At 33.3% G+C, this 17,570-nt stretch carries 12 protein-coding genes; 4 read left to right on the forward strand and 8 right to left on the reverse strand.

Going from position 1 to position 17,570, the window contains the following annotated elements:
• Window positions 1-54: 54 nt before the first annotated feature.
• Window positions 55-2,157 (forward strand): ATP-dependent DNA helicase RecG, encoded by a 2,103-nt coding sequence (gene recG / locus J8M14_RS17995; RefSeq protein ID WP_211076212.1) that lies wholly within the window; start codon window positions 55-57, stop codon window positions 2,155-2,157.
• Between the two features lie 14 nt (window positions 2,158-2,171).
• Here recG and J8M14_RS18000 read toward each other — a convergent pair whose 3' ends face one another.
• From J8M14_RS18000 to J8M14_RS18010, 3 genes are all read right to left on the reverse strand, one after another.
• Complete coding sequence (locus J8M14_RS18000) at window positions 2,172-2,678, reverse strand: GNAT family protein (RefSeq protein ID WP_211076213.1); 507 nt, start codon at window positions 2,676-2,678, stop codon at window positions 2,172-2,174.
• A gap of 110 nt (window positions 2,679-2,788) precedes the next feature.
• Window positions 2,789-4,258, reverse strand: a complete 1,470-nt coding sequence (locus J8M14_RS18005; RefSeq protein ID WP_211076214.1) for an SLATT domain-containing protein — start codon at window positions 4,256-4,258, stop codon at window positions 2,789-2,791.
• 776 nt (window positions 4,259-5,034) lie between these two features.
• Window positions 5,035-7,242 carry an endonuclease gene (locus J8M14_RS18010; protein ID WP_211076215.1) on the reverse strand — a complete coding sequence of 736 codons (2,208 nt, stop codon included), beginning with the start codon at window positions 7,240-7,242 and terminating at the stop codon, window positions 5,035-5,037.
• Between the two features lie 342 nt (window positions 7,243-7,584).
• Between J8M14_RS18010 and J8M14_RS18015 the strand changes: the two genes are divergently transcribed.
• Window positions 7,585-7,776 carry a hypothetical protein gene (locus J8M14_RS18015; RefSeq protein WP_211076216.1) on the forward strand — a complete coding sequence of 64 codons (192 nt, stop codon included), beginning with the start codon at window positions 7,585-7,587 and terminating at the stop codon, window positions 7,774-7,776.
• Window positions 7,777-7,934: 158 nt separating this feature from the next.
• The gene (locus J8M14_RS18020; RefSeq protein WP_211076217.1) at window positions 7,935-8,120 is read left to right on the forward strand and encodes a hypothetical protein; all 186 of its coding nucleotides are present in this window, start codon (window positions 7,935-7,937) and stop codon (window positions 8,118-8,120) included.
• Window positions 8,121-8,240: 120 nt separating this feature from the next.
• Here the strand turns inward: J8M14_RS18020 and J8M14_RS18025 are convergent, their stop codons facing one another.
• From J8M14_RS18025 to J8M14_RS18045, 5 genes are all read right to left on the reverse strand, one after another.
• A complete protein-coding gene (locus J8M14_RS18025) occupies window positions 8,241-9,425 on the reverse strand; it encodes an acetate kinase (RefSeq protein ID WP_211076218.1) in 1,185 nt (394 codons plus the stop codon).
• 91 nt (window positions 9,426-9,516) lie between these two features.
• Window positions 9,517-11,610, reverse strand: a complete 2,094-nt coding sequence (gene pta, locus J8M14_RS18030; protein WP_211076219.1) for a phosphate acetyltransferase — start codon at window positions 11,608-11,610, stop codon at window positions 9,517-9,519.
• 377 nt (window positions 11,611-11,987) lie between these two features.
• Window positions 11,988-13,088, reverse strand: a complete 1,101-nt coding sequence (locus J8M14_RS18035) for a DUF2911 domain-containing protein (protein ID WP_211076220.1) — start codon at window positions 13,086-13,088, stop codon at window positions 11,988-11,990.
• 143 nt (window positions 13,089-13,231) lie between these two features.
• Window positions 13,232-14,461 (reverse strand): TlpA disulfide reductase family protein, encoded by a 1,230-nt coding sequence (locus J8M14_RS18040; protein WP_211076221.1) that lies wholly within the window; start codon window positions 14,459-14,461, stop codon window positions 13,232-13,234.
• A gap of 110 nt (window positions 14,462-14,571) precedes the next feature.
• Window positions 14,572-14,934 (reverse strand): hypothetical protein, encoded by a 363-nt coding sequence (locus J8M14_RS18045; protein ID WP_211076222.1) that lies wholly within the window; start codon window positions 14,932-14,934, stop codon window positions 14,572-14,574.
• A gap of 179 nt (window positions 14,935-15,113) precedes the next feature.
• Between J8M14_RS18045 and pheT the strand changes: the two genes are divergently transcribed.
• On the forward strand, window positions 15,114-17,540 hold the full coding sequence (gene pheT / locus J8M14_RS18050; protein WP_211076223.1) for a phenylalanine--tRNA ligase subunit beta: 2,427 nt from the start codon (window positions 15,114-15,116) through the stop codon (window positions 17,538-17,540).
• Window positions 17,541-17,570: the final 30 nt, after the last annotated feature.

Here is a 17,570-nt window from a genome sequence, read left to right on the forward strand (position 1 = left end):
TATGTGGCAAATTTTGCTTTGAACTATATTTTAATAAATACTATATTCGTTATAATGAATCCGAATATTTTACAAACTCCAATTGATTATCTAAAAGGTGTTGGGCCATCGAGAGCTTCTCTTTTGAGATCAGAATTAGGGATTCATACATATCAAGATCTGGTCAACTTATTTCCGAATAGATATATCGATAAGACGCAATACTACAAAATCAATCAATTACAACGTAATTCTGCAGAAGTGCAAATCATCGGAAAAATTGTACATCTAAAAACTGTAGAACAGAAACGTGGTAAAAGACTAGTTGCTAAATTCATTGATGATACCGGAGAAATGGAATTGGTGTGGTTTAGAGGCCATAAATGGATTAGAGACAATCTAAAGTTAAATACTACTTATGTGATTTTTGGGAAAACCAAATATTATAATGGCTTTAGTATGCCACATCCGGAGATGGAACTGCTATCTGAACATGAACAAAATCTGAGAACTGCGATGCAACCGGTCTACCCATCTACAGAAAAGCTTTCTAATAAAGGAGTCACCAATCGAGTGGTGATGAAAATGATGCAACAACTGTTTGTAGAAACCAAAGTCAGGTTTTATGATACGCTTTCTTCTGAAATTCTAGAAGAATTAAAATTAATTTCTAAAAGCGAAGCTGTTTTTAATATTCATTTTCCGAAGAGCCAGGATTTATTATCAAAAGCTCAATTCAGGCTAAAATTCGAAGAGTTATTTTATATTCAATTACAGCTTATTACCAAAAAGCTAATTCGAAAACAAAAGATCAAAGGCTTCCCATTTACAGAAGTTGGAGAATACTTCAATAATTTTTATAAAAATCATTTACCCTTTGAACTCACTAATGCTCAGAAACGTGTTATTAAAGAAATACGCAATGATATTGGCAGCAGTGCCCAGATGAATCGATTACTACAAGGAGATGTAGGCTCTGGTAAAACAATTGTGGGATTAATGACGATGTTATTGGCTATAGATAATGATTTTCAGGCATGTTTAATGGCTCCCACTGCAATTCTGGCAAATCAGCATTACATGGGAATAACAGAACTTACTAAAGATCTGGATATTAATGTAAAATTATTAATGGGAAGTTCTACTGCAAAAGAACGTCGTGAAATCCATCAGGAATTAGAAGAAGGAACATTACATATTTTGATAGGCACCCATGCGATACTAGAAGATAAAGTAAAATTTAAAAATCTTGGATTAGCAATTATTGATGAACAACATCGATTTGGCGTAGCTCAACGTGCTAAACTTTGGCATAAAAATACCTATCCTCCACATATTTTAGTAATGACAGCAACACCAATACCCAGAACATTAGCTATGAGTTTATATGGTGATCTGGATATCTCGATCATCGATGAATTACCACCTGGTCGTAAAGCTATTAAGACGGTACACAGATATGACAGTAATCGTCTAAAAGTATTTAAGTTCATCGCAGATGAAATCAAAAAAGGACGACAAATCTATATTGTATATCCTTTAATACAGGAATCCGAAGCTATGGATTATAAAGATTTGATGGATGGCTATGAAAGCATTGCTCGTTCCTTCCCTGCTCCTGAATATCAAATTTCTATTGTGCACGGTAAAATGAAACCTGCTGATAAAGATTATGAGATGGAACGTTTTGTAAAAGGTGAAACTCAGATTATGGTTGCTACAACCGTAATCGAAGTAGGTGTCAATGTTCCTAATGCTAGTGTTATGATTATAGAAAGTGCTGAACGTTTTGGACTATCACAATTACATCAATTAAGAGGGCGCGTGGGTCGTGGTGCCGAGCAAAGTTTTTGTATTCTAATGACTAGTCATAAACTTTCTGCGGATAGTAAAACCAGACTAGAAACGATGGTGCGTACCAATGATGGGTTTGATATTGCAGAAGTTGACTTAAAACTAAGAGGGCCAGGTGATATTATGGGAACACAACAAAGTGGTGTATTAAATCTAAAAATCGCTGATATTGTTAGAGATAATGATATACTCAAAACAGCAAGACACTATGCAATGAAAATTTTAAGCGAAGACCCTTCTCTAGCTAAAGAAAAGAATAAAGTATTACTGTATACATATCAGCAATTAGCAAAACACAAGAATATCTGGAATTATATTAGCTAGATTATAAAAATTAATTAATAATCTTCCTTTCTTACCGCATACACTAACTCATCCTCATATTCTCCAAACTTAAAAAACGTTTTTTCAAATCTGGCTTCCAGTTTAAAACCTGTTTTCTCTAATACTTTTTGTGATCCAATATTACTTCCGTATGGCCTTGCAAAAATTCTATTAATATCAATCTTTGCAAAACCATAATCTATTATCTCTTTTATAGCTTGAGTCATAATCCCTCTGCCCCAAAAAGGTTCTGCCAACCAATATCCCAACTCAGCATTCTTACATTCTACATCAGTGTGAGGATGTAAACCAATTCCACCACAGACTTCACCATTAATTTCGATGGCAAAAATATGTGCAGTTTTATCTTCTAGGGTATAATTTATAAAACGTACACCATCCTCTTCTGTATATGGATACGGAAATTTATTAGTTAAGTTTCTCGCTATTTTATAATTATTAGCATAAACAACTAAGTTTTCCAGATCATCCATTTTCCAAGGTCTTAGAACCAATTCCATATCTGTGAGTATTACTTTTACGAACAATTAAGCACAAAATTAGTCTTAATCTAATTCAAAAAAATAGATGAAAGTAGAATTTATATCATATTCAATATAATAAGATATTATTATTGATTTCCTAAAAGGTTCTGTTCTTGTTGTTCCATAAAAAATTTATTTCCTTGCCAAATAGGAACTTTAATTTTCGGATGTAAAGGCACTGATGATTCATCAGAAATTTCATGTGGCCTATTAAAGATCTTAGAAGTTTCAAGATATGTTTTGCTAATAAAAACTGATGTCCCTGAATACACACCTCTCAATCTACTTTGTAACACTTCTTTTTTCTCTCTTAAGATTGCTACATTAGTGTTTTTATTATTGAGCTCATATAACAAATTTCTATATTGTTTCTGAATATCTAACAACTCTATAGCTGATTCTTTATGTTTTCTGATAACAGTACTAAAATTAAACCTTTGCACATATAAGTTAAAAACAAATAGCATTACAGAAACTCCAAAAACAATAACGCCTAAATTAAAATCATCAGTATTTCCTATAATCATCAGACCTATTACAATCATGGTTGCAAAAAACACCTGAGTAGCCTTACTTATATATCCTTTTTGCCTAAGTATATTAGCGCATTTCAATTCTGCCTTATGAAAACGTTCTACTTTTTGACACAGCTTTTTTATCTGGTTTTCTAACAATATAGATTCTGGAAATTTATTACCAAATATTTCTCGCCATTTTTGTCTTGACTTCCAGTATTTATTTTTTCGTTGCAGATCGATTGCATTTTTTGTGTTATAATAAGCTACTATTGCCTTGTACCTAAAATTTTCAACGTTTTTTATTACTCGTCCACTACCTAAAACTTCCCAAGAAATCTTAGAAGGCTTTTGGTTTTTTAAATATTCAAAAAACTCCACACACATTAAATCATAATTTTTATAATGACAATTTCTATGCTGCCATTGCATCAAAAAATCATAAGCAAATGTATCCAGAAGGACATCTTTAATTGGTACATTGCAATTCCTTTTCCAGGAATGAATCATTTTACACAACTGTTGTAGATTATTGTTTGTTATTTGATTACCCAGATTAATAGCTTTCACTTCTGATATTGGATCAAACATCTTCCAACTGCCTCCAGAACTTAGATCTGCCTTTAGATAAACTTCGCGTTTATCTCTAAAAACTGGTAATACATGAATCTTAAGTTTATCAGAAAAAATGACCGCAACGGTATTTTTTTCCTTATCAACCACTGCACTAGGGTAAATTTCTGAAATACGCTCTCTAACGTCATTAAGAAAAGCGGACTGAACGTTTGTTCCATAGCTTTCTACTTTCTGCTTTAAAGCAATGGGCATTTCAAACATCATTTCTACTTCGTTTGCCCACGAGTTTACAGTCCGCCTTCCATAACTTCCAATATATATTCCACCATAAGTAGAATTCAAATTCCAATATACCTTATTCAATTTTTCGCATATAGAATTAAACCTAAGAGAAATTATAGCCTGTTTCTCTTCTGAAATGGTCAAGTTGTCACAAAACGTATTAAAATTTGCAGATACACTCATAACTAATTTTTCTTTTTCATAGCATTCTTTTTACATTATCGGTAATCAAATCTGTATTCATAGGTATGTATACAAATTGATTTTAGTAAGATAAATTACTGTGAATATTCTTACAGTTTTAATGAGTTTTAAGAGTGTTGTGCGAAAGGATAAAAAACGTAAGAAAAAAGCTTCATAACTATTATGTTTCAACTTATGTTTTTTTAATCTTAATGTTAAAATATTTTATGATTTATCGCGCATTACAAATCATAAATACAAGATGTAATTTTAAGTAAAATCATATAGTAATAATTATATTTATTAATACATAAAAAGCTACATCTCTTAAGCCTGAAACTAATTTACAAACAAACTACAGATTTTCATTGTGGTTTTACCGTAATAATAAAAGGGATATATCCCCTATACTCTTTAACATATAAAGCAAAGTGATGATTATATCTTAAAAATGGGGAAAATTACACCTAATTTTAAAATGAAATATTTATTAGAAAGAACTAGTTAAAAACAACAAAAACATCGATAAAGTGTAATTTTGACTAGGAAAAAAGAAGAAAAACTATTTCATTTTATATTATTTTTACTTAAAAACCTCATGAAAAATTATGGTTTTCTTCCAATTCCTTCTTGCAAGATTAAAAAAGTGTAAATATTTTGTTAAAAAAATCCACTATTAATAACTTGCCTGGTGTACTAAAAATTGAAAGTACCAAACTTTAGAAAACAAAAAACGCCACTCTAAATAAGTGACGTTTATAAATACTTTTATTTTACTACTTTTTTGTAAACTTTTTAGTCATTGTCTGTCCATTTTTGGATAAGGAAATAAAATATAATCCAGAAGGTAAAGTATTTAATGATATTGTATCATTTGTTAATTTTCCTTCCTTAATAATCTGCCCTATACGATTTATAACTTTATAAGATACATTATCAGTATCTTTCATCTTAATAAAAAGATTATTTCGTACTGGGTTAGGGTAATGATAAAATAGTGATATGTTTTGTTCTATGTTTTTATTCAAAACATTTTGTGAAACATTTTTTGCAGAGGAACCTACACAGAAATTTTTATTGTCTTGTGATCCAAAAGCTCCTCCTGAAGCTAAAACGTCACCATTTCCAGTATCTGTTAGTGCATAAGAACCATTACCATAAGTACAGCAAATACCATCTCCATAGGCATCATTAACTATTAATGTATAACAACCTGTATCTAAAGTTCTAGATAAATTAATTGTGGAACCATCGGCCTGAGAACCATAAGTTCCTCCTGAGTATATGATTTGATTACTATCATTCCTTATCTCCCAACTCGTTTCCTCAGGATAATTATCAAATGTAATTCTGAGATTTACATCACTACTTCCTCCACCGCTGGAAGTAGAAAGATCTATAGTATCTACGGCCATATCCCCCTGCCAGGTAGTTCCGGTTATACCATTAAAACGTAGTTGTATTTTTTCACCTAAATAACTCGTTAAATTAATACTTGCTGTTTTCCAGGAATTATTTTGATTACCAGACTTACTCCATATAGATGTCCAGGTAGTACCATCCAAACTTAACTCTAAAGCTAAACTCCCCATATTAGAAGCACCATACATATGATATTTAAAAGAAAATGTAGCTTGAGAAGCATTAGTAAGATCAAAACAAGGAGAATACAATATCGCTCTTTTATTAGAATAGTTTGGGCTAGAAGACTCCATATACATATAGTAGGAACCTAAAGAGGCAGAACTTGGGCCTGTATTGTTTGATGGTGTTGCTCCTGAACGTCTTATCCAATCAAAATCATCTGATGATCCAGATTGTACCCATCCTCCAAAACCACTTTCTAAACCTTCTGTATAAGGAAATGAAGTAATAGTAGTATTACAAAGCGTATTTCCTCCACCAGAGTTATTTTCTGTAGTTACACTAATCGTATTACTTAGTATAGATAAATTACCAGCAGCATCTTTTGCTCTAACATAAAATGAATATGTTGTATTAGCTGATAAACCGGAAACATTGTAATTAGTACTAGTAACCGAAGTCAATAGCGAATTGTTTCTGTACACATTATAACCGGTTACACCTACATTATCTGTAGACACCTCCCAAGATAACTGTGTGGTCGTCTGAGTTGTACTAGAAGCTACTAAATTACCAGGACTGGTTGGGGCTTGAGTATCACTACCTCCACCTGTATTACCAAATCTATCTTCTGCCTGGGGTCCTCCCCAAATTTGTGTGGCAAAAGCCGGATTATCGATAAATGGATTTCTATTACCCTGGATGTTTTCTAGAAGTGGATTTCTTTGTAATTCTAATTGCGAAACAGGATCTTCCACGTTCCATTCTAGGAATAACTGAAGCATATTGCTATCACTTGTAGTTGCAGCTCCTATACCAACATTAGTTGGTAAACATTGATTACCATATCGAATGTACATATACATCATCATTCTGGCAATATCACCTTTAAATTCATCACCAGGATACCAATGTCCCTGGGCGGTAGCTCCAGAATTACCTGATCCATCAGCAAATTTTCTATTCCCACGAGAAGAATTCCTGCTGACATCAGACGGTCTTAAATGATGCGCATCTGCTCCAGGTCCTGATGTACCTAGATTAGGGTTTCCTAACGATTTTGGATATGTATGTTCACGATTCCAATCCGTAGTACCTCCTCCATTATTGTTTACTCCCCTCGTCCTATCAGTATTAGAGTTTCCATCGGTATCATTATAACCATAAATCAAAATCACCCTGGATGAATTAGTCGGATCTAAATCCGTTTGCTTTAGAGCATCCCAAACCCCGGGAGTATACGATAAAAAAGTAGTATGAGTATTTGTTACTTTGGTAGCTAGTTCATTCTGCAAAGCCTGCCCGGATAAAGTTAAGTTAACATCGTTGTAATACGTTGGCACCTGACTAAATCCAAAAGCAGAAATAGTCAATACCACGCCTAGTAGTATTTTTTTCATTGTGTTGTGAGTTAGTATTATAAAACGAGTTCTAAGCTATAAGTATTTTAACAAACTTGCTAGTCCCCAATGTTACCAAATCGTTACCTAGACTGTTGATAACCTGATATTTATATCAAAAAAAACTTGTAAATCATTAAAAAACAACTTATTACAAAATTAAAAAACAGTTAATAAGTTATTTCTTACGTAACTGTAAGAAATATACTCCTTTGATTGTAAGGTGAAGATTGGAATTTTCCAAAATCAAGGTATTTACCTTAATAATTATATGTTTTTCACATAGTTACAATACATAATTTTAAACTAAATTTAAGTACTAACTTAAATATATTACACAAAATGAAAAAAATCTTAAAACTTGAAGGAGTTCAAAAGTTAAGCAGAGCAGAACAGGGAACTATTAAGGGAGCAGGAATATCTATCTCTTGCTGCCCGAATGGAAGAGGGTGTCAAATTAGTTACCCTGGCGGAAGCTTCTGCGAAGCTGGCTATTGTGATCGATATAGACCTTGGATTTGTATTCTTGCTTAAGAAACATTAAATTTTAAAGTAAAAGAATGGCAAGCTGTATTAGCTTGCCATTTTATATGCTCTTAAACCACTAAAACCGCAATTGTTTAACGTGTTTTACATATATGATTTACAATATTTTGAGTTAAATTTAAGTATCAACTTAAATATTCGCACATATGAAGAAAATTTTAGATTTAGCTGGAATTCAAAAATTAACCAAAGAGCAACAAAAGCAAGTCAAAGGAGCTTCATTTAGAGCTACTTGTTGCCCAAGCAGAAGCGGTTGCCTGATCAGTTTTGGAGGACAAAGTTTCTGCGAACCAGGTTACTGTGACCGATGGGGGCGTTGTATCTTTGCTTAAAACTATTAGAAGTCTGAGAAGTTAATTAACAATTACAAAAGAGTTGGATTTAATGCATCTAATGGGCTAGAGGAATTATTTTCTGACCCCTAGAATTGAAAAATTAGCTTTTCAGCTTCTTTATATATATAATTTGTAAGATTGTTTTGCTATTTCCAGCTCTTCATTGGTAGGAATGACTACAATATTCACTTTAGAAGAAGATGTACTTATATCTCTGATCTCTTTAGAACGAATTGAATTCTTTTCTTTATCCAATTCAACACCGAAAAATTCCATATCAGTACACACCATTTTTCTTATCACATCAGAGTTCTCACCTATTCCAGCTGTAAATACAATAGCATCCAATCCATTCATGACTGCGGTATAAGAACCTATGAACTTCTTAATTCGATAAGCGTTCATTTGCAAAGCTAATAAGCAGTCGTTGTTTCCTTTTTCTGCTTCGGCTTCTATATCCCGTAAATCACTATACCCGGTAAGTCCAAGCATTCCACTTTCTTTCTGTAACAAGGTATTTACCTCATCTAACGAGTACCCAAGTGAGTTTACCATATAAAATATTACGGCCGGATCAATATCACCTGAACGAGTACCCATAATCAGACCATTCATAGGAGCAAATCCCAAGGTATGATCTATACTCTTTCCATCTTTTACAGCAGTCATACTACAACCATTACCCAAATGTATCGAGATAATCTTGGAGCTTTCTTTACCTAAAAATTCAATTGCTTTTTCAGAAACATATTTATGACTAGTTCCATGAAAACCATATACTCTGATATTATTTTCATCCAAAAACCTATTAGGAATGGCATATTTATAAGCTTCAACAGGTATAGTTTGATGAAAAGCAGTATCGAATACCGCTACTTGTTTCGCCTGAGGAAAAATTTCTTCGGCTACCAAAATACCTTGGAGATTAGCAGGGTTGTGCAATGGTGCCAGAGCAGAAAGCTTATCAATTTTTTGTTTTACTTCAGAAGTGACTTCTACTGTTTTAGAAAAAGTACTGCCGCCGTGTACCACTCTATGCCCAACTACTTGGATCTCTGAAGCGGATTGTATTACTCCTACTTCTTTACTCATTAAATATTTTGCGATAAGCTGTAAACCAACCTTATGAGTATTAATACTTGTTACTTCTTCAATTTTATGATCATCAGTTTTATAAGTAATTACGGCATTTTCTAAACCGATGCGTTCTACCAAACCGGTACAAATAACTTTTGCTTCGGGCATTTGGAATAATTGAAACTTAATAGATGAACTACCTGAGTTTAATACTAGTATTTGCATATATTTATAATAAGAATATAGGTAAGAGAATAAAGATAAAAAGATGTTTAACCTTTTACTGTATGCTCTGTTTTCTTTAATTTATTTTATTTTATAAACCCTGTGCTTGAATCGCTGTAATAATAACTGTATTATAAACATCATCTACCGTACACCCTCTACTCAAGTCATTCACAGGTTTATTCAATCCTTGTAACATAGGTCCAATGGCTAGTGCTCCTGTCTCTCGCTGAACAGCTTTGTATGTATTGTTTCCAGTATTCAGATCCGGAAATATCAACACACTCGCCTGACCGGCAACTTCAGAATCCGGTAATTTGCTTTTACCAACTTTCATATCTACAGCTGCATCGTATTGTATTGGTCCTTCAATCTTAAGCTCAGGCTGTTTTTCTTTTACAATTGCCGTTGCAGATCTCACAATGTCTACATCTGCTCCTTTACCAGAAGTCCCAGAAGAATAAGATAACATAGCTACTTTAGGCTCAATACCAAAAGCTGCTGCCGAATGTGCCGATGACATCGCAATCTCTGCTAACTGCTCGGCATTAGGATTCGGGTTTATTGCACAATCACCAAATACAGAAACTCTATCCTCCAAACACATAAAAAACACTGAAGACACTACTTTTACTCCAGGTTTGGTCTTGATAAACTGTAATGCTGGGCGAATAGTATGCTGTGTGGTATGTATTGCACCAGAAACCATCCCGTCGGCATGGCCTTTATAAATCATCATTGTACCAAAATAGGATACATCAGCCATCATATCCTTTGCCATATCCAGATTTACATTTTTATGTTTTCGTAATTCATAAAATGTCTGTACATAATCATCAAAGTGTTCGGATTCAGTAGGAAAAACGATATTGACTTTATCAAAATCAATCGGAATGTCCAACTTGGTAGCCTTATTTTTGATTTTAGTTTCGTTTCCGATTAAAGTAATATCCACTACATCAGTTGCAATCAATCTGGATGTTGCTCTCAGAATTCTTTCATCAGAACCTTCGGGCAATACAATATGTTTTTTATGCTGTAATGCACGTCGCAATAATTTATATTGAAACATACTAGGTGTAATACCATCTGTTTTAAAAGTAACCAACTTTTCTGCTAAAGCATCTTCATTTACATACTTTTCAAAAGTGCTTATCGATGTAATAATCTTTTGTGGATTATCTGCGTATATTTTAGACTTGATTGCTCCAATCCTATTGGTAATCGAAAATGTTCCTGAATTTACAGAAATAATAGGGAATGACAGCGAAACACCTTCTATCAGCTTAAGAATAGATTCCTCAGGAATAATTCCGCCAGTGAGGATAATCCCGGAAATTTTCGGGTAATTATTAGATATATTGGCTTGTAATACTCCAAGAATGATATCTGCTCGATCTCCTGGTGTGATAACTAAACTATTATCTTTAAGGTGGGTAAGATAGTTACGCAGCTGCATCGCGCCAACTCCAAAGCTCCCTGCCTGGTTATTCAAAAATTCCTTGCCAAAAAGTACTTTACCATCTAACTCTTTTACAATTTCTTTGATTGTAGGATTACTTAAAGCATCTACCTTAGGAATAATGATTTGTTCTACTCCATTGTCAAAACTCATTTCGAGTGCTGCTCTTAATTTTTCTTCGCAACCCTCATTAACCTTATTGCTTACTAGAGCAAGCACATCAACATCCTTTCCATGAAAAGTATCGTAAGCCAATTTAATATTACCCACAATTTCTTCATTCGTTTCGTCTGTGCCACTTGCAACTATAACTGCGGGTATTCCAAGGTTTTTAGCTATAATAACATTGATATCGAACTCTATGATACTGCCTTCATCAGAAAAATCTGTTCCTTCTACAAGGATGAAATCAAACTTTTCTTCCAGGTTTTTATATTTCTGAATGATTATATCAATAACCTGATTTGATTTACCTTCGTTATATTTCTGAAGCACTTCACTTCTGGTAAAAGCAAAAGCGTTTTTGAAATTAATATCTAATTCAAAATGTGAAATTACTGTATTAATATGATTATCAACTTCTCCTTCTTTGGGATCATCAATAATAGGTCTGAAGTACCCGACCTTAGCAACCTTACCCAGGAGCATTCTCATCATTCCTAAAACGACAAGTGATTTACCACTATTAGGTTCTATAGTAGCAATATAAACGGCTTTACTCATGTATATAAATTTGGTGATGCAAAGATACAGTAATAAGAAATATTGACTATATGATATTGGTCATAAAAGAGTCGTTATAAAGTACACTAAAAATATTAACCTTTATATTCTCATATTCATAACAAAAGGGTTTAGAAATTTTCTAAACCCTTTTGTTATCTTAAAACTTTAGCGAATTTTATAAATAAAGCTGACTTTATATATATTATTCAGCTGCTAGATAAGTTCAACTTATTATTTTGAATGCACCAGGTTAGAGCAGATTTTCAAAACTAAAATCATATTGTTATGGATCCCGTTCTACAACGGAATAAGTTCAACTTACTATTTTGAATGTTCCGCCTTAGAGCGGATTTTCAAAATAGAGTTTCACTTACTTAATTTATATCCTCTCCTTTTTTAAGTTTCTCTAACTCACCAGATAATCTTCCTTTAAATCTTTCCGGAGCATTATTCATAGCTACATTAATAGATTTAATGGCATTTTTATAATCTCCGGTTGCAGAATATGCTCTAGCCAATCCATAATTAGAAGGCCAAGCCCCATTATTAACTTTTACATTATTTTTTAAAACCTCTAATGCCTTGTCTTTTTGTCCTTGACCAATAAGGCCATTTCCTAATTGAAATACCTGAGTTGCATTACCGAGCTTTGCAGCCTTATCTACTAGAACCATGGCTTCATTTATTTTTCCTTGTTTTGCCAGGATCTGTGACTTTAAAGAAAGATTTCCAAAGGTTTCTTTGCTAAAAAAATTACCAGTTATAGAACCATTCACCCATTCTAGTGCCTGATCTAATTCTCCAGCATTAAAAGCATAATTGGCTGCATTGTCCCAATTAGATTGTGTAAAACCCTTATTACCTCTGAGGTCATTTTTAATTCCTGTCATTACAATATTTTTCACATCAACTTCAATATTAAAAGGAATTTCTTTTTTCTCCCATCGCAGCACTGCTACTGTGCTATTAGCTTCATAAGAAGGAAATAAAAAAGTTAACGTTTCTGTATGCGGTACTTCTTTGGTCTTAACATCTACTCGTAAAGCATCTTCTTTTTGATCATAAAAATAACTCCCCCAGGAGGTGGCATTTTTGGAAAATATTACTGTGGCTCCGCCATCTTCTTTAACCGCAACATGCAAACCATATATACCTGCTTTAATATCTTTTCCTTCTACTTTTACATCATGGGTAAACTTTATAGTGGAGTTATTATTTGCTCCAGCTCTCCAAGGTGCTGCGGTTGCTGTTCCAAATCCAAGGTTGTTATATCCATAAGGAACCAATTTGCCCCAGATTTCGCGATCTTTTACGCTTGGCCTACCATAATCTATGGTTATGTCTGTAATTCCAACACGCTGAGTAACCTGAGCACGCTGACTTCCTTCGGGTGTTTGGAGCTGAGCATTTGTGTGAGACGTTAACAACATCATTGCGGCGGCAATGCATGTTGTAATTAATTGGGATTGCTTCATGACTAACTGTTTTTGATTAATTACTATCACTATATAGGCAAAGTAGAGTTCTGCCCTTAACAATATTAAGCGGTAATTATCAATCCTAGTGTTACCGTAGTGTTAAACTACTACCTAAAGTCACAATTGATTGTTAATCAACATTATTCATTTAACAGCTGATTAACAAAACTTTCAAAATCTTTCTTGAAATCTAAATATTTCTGCCCCGTAGCCGGACCATTAAAACCTGTGTGAATTTTACGGACTTCTCCTTTTTTATCAATAAAAATAGTAGTTGGGTATGATAACACATGATTTAACATTGGAAGTTTTTCCTGAGCTTTTTGTTTATTAGAAGTACCGAATTGAGCCAGTAGAATTGGATAATCTACTTTTAATTTTTTCTTTAATCTTTCTATAGACTTAAAAGCTTTTTCTTTAGTCTTTGCATATTCAAAAGCTAAGGACACAATCTCTACATTTTTGTTTTTATTACGATTATAGAAATCCACATAATATTTAGTTTCATCCATACAATTAGGACACCAAGTCCCCATAATCTGAACTAACACCACCTTATCTTTAAACCTCTCATCATCTAAAGATATCATATTACCTGCCATATCAGAAAAGTTAAATGCTAACTTATCATATCCTTCTTTTATAAATGTAAAAGAATCAGCAGCAGGAAGTACATAATTCTCATTGCGTTTTGCCACAAAAGGCTCTTTCCAATGATTACCTGAATAAAAATATCCATTGATAATACTATCTGTAACCTTAGCAGTAAACAAAAAGGCATGCGCTCCATCAAATGTAGATAATTTCAGTTCGTCATTATTCATAACGCCTTCCAGATAACGATAGTCTCCTGTAGTGGTTCTAAAGGTCCCTGTCACTACATTACCAGTTTGTTTAAAAATGCCTTTTGCGATATACCTATCTTCTTCATTATTGGGGCTAAAAACTGTTTCCCAATTACCAGTAATTTTATATTTAGCTCTTGAAGTTACCTCAAACCTATCTTGTTCTCCATACTTTGCTTCAAAAGGCACTACTCTATCAAGACTTTCTTTGATAAAGCTACCAGAGATGGTTAATGAATCCACAAACTTACCCGCTACATAGCCTTCAAAAACAGGAAACTTGATCGTAATAGAATCTCCGTTAATCTCCACCTCATCAACATCAATCTCTTCTTCTGCGTTGAAAATCTTTAACGTTTGATCGTCCATTACTTCAAATAAAAATGGTAATTGTTCATTATCCTGAACCTCTAAAGTAGCACGCCAAGGACCACTTTTAAAATCTAAATCAATCCTTTTATTATCTTCTTTACAGGAAACAAAAGTGATAAACACTAATAATATGAGAAAGCTATTTTTTTTCATTACCAAAGTTTTAAAATAAAAAGTCCGGTAAGGTACTCAAAACTTACCGGACTTTTTAAAATTAAAATTTGTAAAATCTTAGACAAGATAGTACTCTAGTTCATTTGGTTTTATTTATTACCGCCTTTTTTTCTTAACTCGGCTTCAGATTGTTTAATTTTTTCTTCAGTTTCTGCAATTTCTGCTTCTTTTCTCTTTATTTCTTCTGGAGTTCTTGGAGGCATTCCACCTTGTTTTTTAACTTCTTCACGTGATAAGGATTTATTAACTATCCCTCCTTGTTTAGCAATGGCCAGAAGTTCTTTTTCTCTTGCTAGGTTTTTCTTGGCCTCTTCCAGTCTTATTCTATTTTTTTCTGCTTTTGTCATCTCCACTTCCTTTGTATTTTGTACAGTTTCTTCCTGTGCAAAAATTCCTTGATGTCCAAAAGAAAAGGCCACAACTAAGATAAATGCTAGTCTGATCGATTTCATGTTTTCAACTTTTTAATTAATATTCAATGTAGTTTTGGGTAAATAGTATATCAATAATACAAATGCAAAATTAATAATAAAATAAATATACACTTTTTTATTGAAGATAAGGTCTTTTTACTATTTGTAACCTCTACCCAATATATTATCTTTACCGGCTCAATTTAGAAAGATCACAGATGAAAATTTCATATAACTGGCTAAAACAATTTATTAACCTCGACTGGGACGCAGAAAAAACAGGAGAATTACTTACTGATTTAGGGTTGGAAGTAGAAGGAATTGAAACGTATCAAAGTATAAAAGGTGGTTTAGAAGGTGTAGTTGTAGGACAAGTATTAAGCTGCGAAAAACATCCTAATGCAGATAAGCTAAAGGTTACTAAAGTTGATTTAGGAAATGGCGAGCCGGTTCCGATCGTTTGTGGTGCTCCTAATGTTGCCGCTGGACAGAAAGTTCCTGTGGCTACTATAGGCACAAAACTATATGATGCTGAGGGAAAAGAATGGAAGATCAAAAAAGGTAAAATTCGCGGAGAAGAGAGTCACGGGATGATCTGTGCAGAAGATGAATTGGGCCTAGGAAATAGTCACGACGGGATTATGATTCTAGATGCTGATCTTGCAGTAGGAACTCCAGCTGCCGAAATCTTCGATATCGAAAATGATCACATTTTTGAAATCGGGCTTACACCAAATCGTGCTGATGCAATGAGTCACTGGGGAACTGCTCGTGATCTTAAAGCTGGTCTTCTACAGAAAGATATTAATATGGAATTAATCACTCCTTCTGTTAGTAATTTTAATGTAGAAAACAGATTACATAAAATTGATATCGAGGTAGAAAACTCAGAACTTGCACCAAGATACTGTGGTGTAACTATTTCCGGAGTAAAAGTAGATGAATCTCCCACATGGTTACAACACAGACTTAAAGCAATCGGAATTACTCCAAAGAATAATGTAGTTGATATCACAAATTATGTACTGCACGAGTTAGGACAACCATTACACGCTTTTGATGCAGATTATATTGAAGGCAACAAAATAGAGGTCAAAACACTAGCTTCAGGTACTAAGTTTACTACCCTAGATGAACTAGAACGTGAATTACACAAGGAAGATCTGATGATCTGTGATGCTAAAAAACCACTGTGTATTGCAGGTGTATTTGGCGGAATGAATTCAGGAGTTACAGAAAAAACAACTTCGATCTTCTTAGAATCAGCATATTTCAATCCGGTTAGTGTTCGTAAAACGGCTAAACGACATGGACTTAATACAGACGCCTCATTTAGATTCGAACGCGGAATAGATCCTAATATTACAGAATATGCTTTAAAAAGAGCTGCTCTTCTCATAAAAGAAATAGCTGGAGGACATGTATCAAGTGAGATTACGGATATTTATCCTAAAAAGATTGAGGATTTCCAGGTGTTTTTATCTTTTGAAAATACTAAAAAACTCATTGGTGAAGAGCTACCACAAGATACTATAAAGAATATCCTGACTTCTTTAGATATAAAAATCAATAGCTTTACTGAACTCGGTGTGGGGTTAACAATTCCGGCTTATCGCAATGATGTCCAACGAGAAGCTGATGTTATAGAAGAAATTCTTAGAGTGTATGGATATAACAATATTGGTTTTACTCAAAAGTTAAATGCTTCTATAGCTAATATTGATAAGTTTTCTGACAATAACGTTCAGAATACCATCTCTAATCAATTGGTTGGTCAAGGGTTTAATGAAATGATGGCAAATTCATTAACTAGTCCTGAGTATATAAACTTAAGCGAACAGCTTAAAACTGAAAACAATGTAGAAATGCTAAATCCTTTAAGTAATGATTTAGCAGTTATGAGACAATCTATGCTATTTTCAGGTTTAGAAGCAGTTTCCTATAATATCAATAGAAAACGTGCTGATCTTAAATTATTTGAATTTGGAAAGACCTATCATCAATACAATAGTGAAAGAATAGAAAACAAACACCTAAGTATTATTACCTCTGGAAACAGAGCAAAAGAAAGCTGGAAAACAACTCAACAATCTAGCGATTTCTTTTACCTGAAAGGTATTGTTATGACAATTTTAGAGCGCTTAGGCTTAAAGAAACTAAAAACTTCTCCTATCAAAAACGACTTGTTTTCTGAAGGAATATCCCTGAGCCTTGGTAAAACTAAACTTGTTGATTTTGGAATTGTAAAGAAATCTGTTCTAAAGCATTTTTCCATATCACAAGAGGTATTATACGCAGATTTCAATTGGGATAATGTTTTAGAATACGCTAAACATAATAAAGTAAAATATAAAGATATACCCAAATTCCCAGAAGTACGTCGAGATTTTGCTTTGTTACTAGATAATGCTATAAGTTTTGAAGAAATTCATATGATCGCTAAGCAAACAGAAAAGCAATTACTAAAAGAAATTAGCTTGTTTGATGTTTATCAAGGTAAGAATTTACCTGATGGTAAAAAATCTTACGCAGTGAGTTTTACGCTTCAGGATGAAAATAAAACACTTACTGACAAACAAATCGACAAGATCATGAATAAGCTTCAGCACAATTTTGAAAACAAACTAGGTGCTGAATTAAGATAGCATATATAGCTTTAAACAATAATTGCAAAA

The organism is Aquimarina sp. MMG016 (assembly GCF_018100805.1).
GTDB lineage: Bacteria > Bacteroidota > Bacteroidia > Flavobacteriales > Flavobacteriaceae > Aquimarina.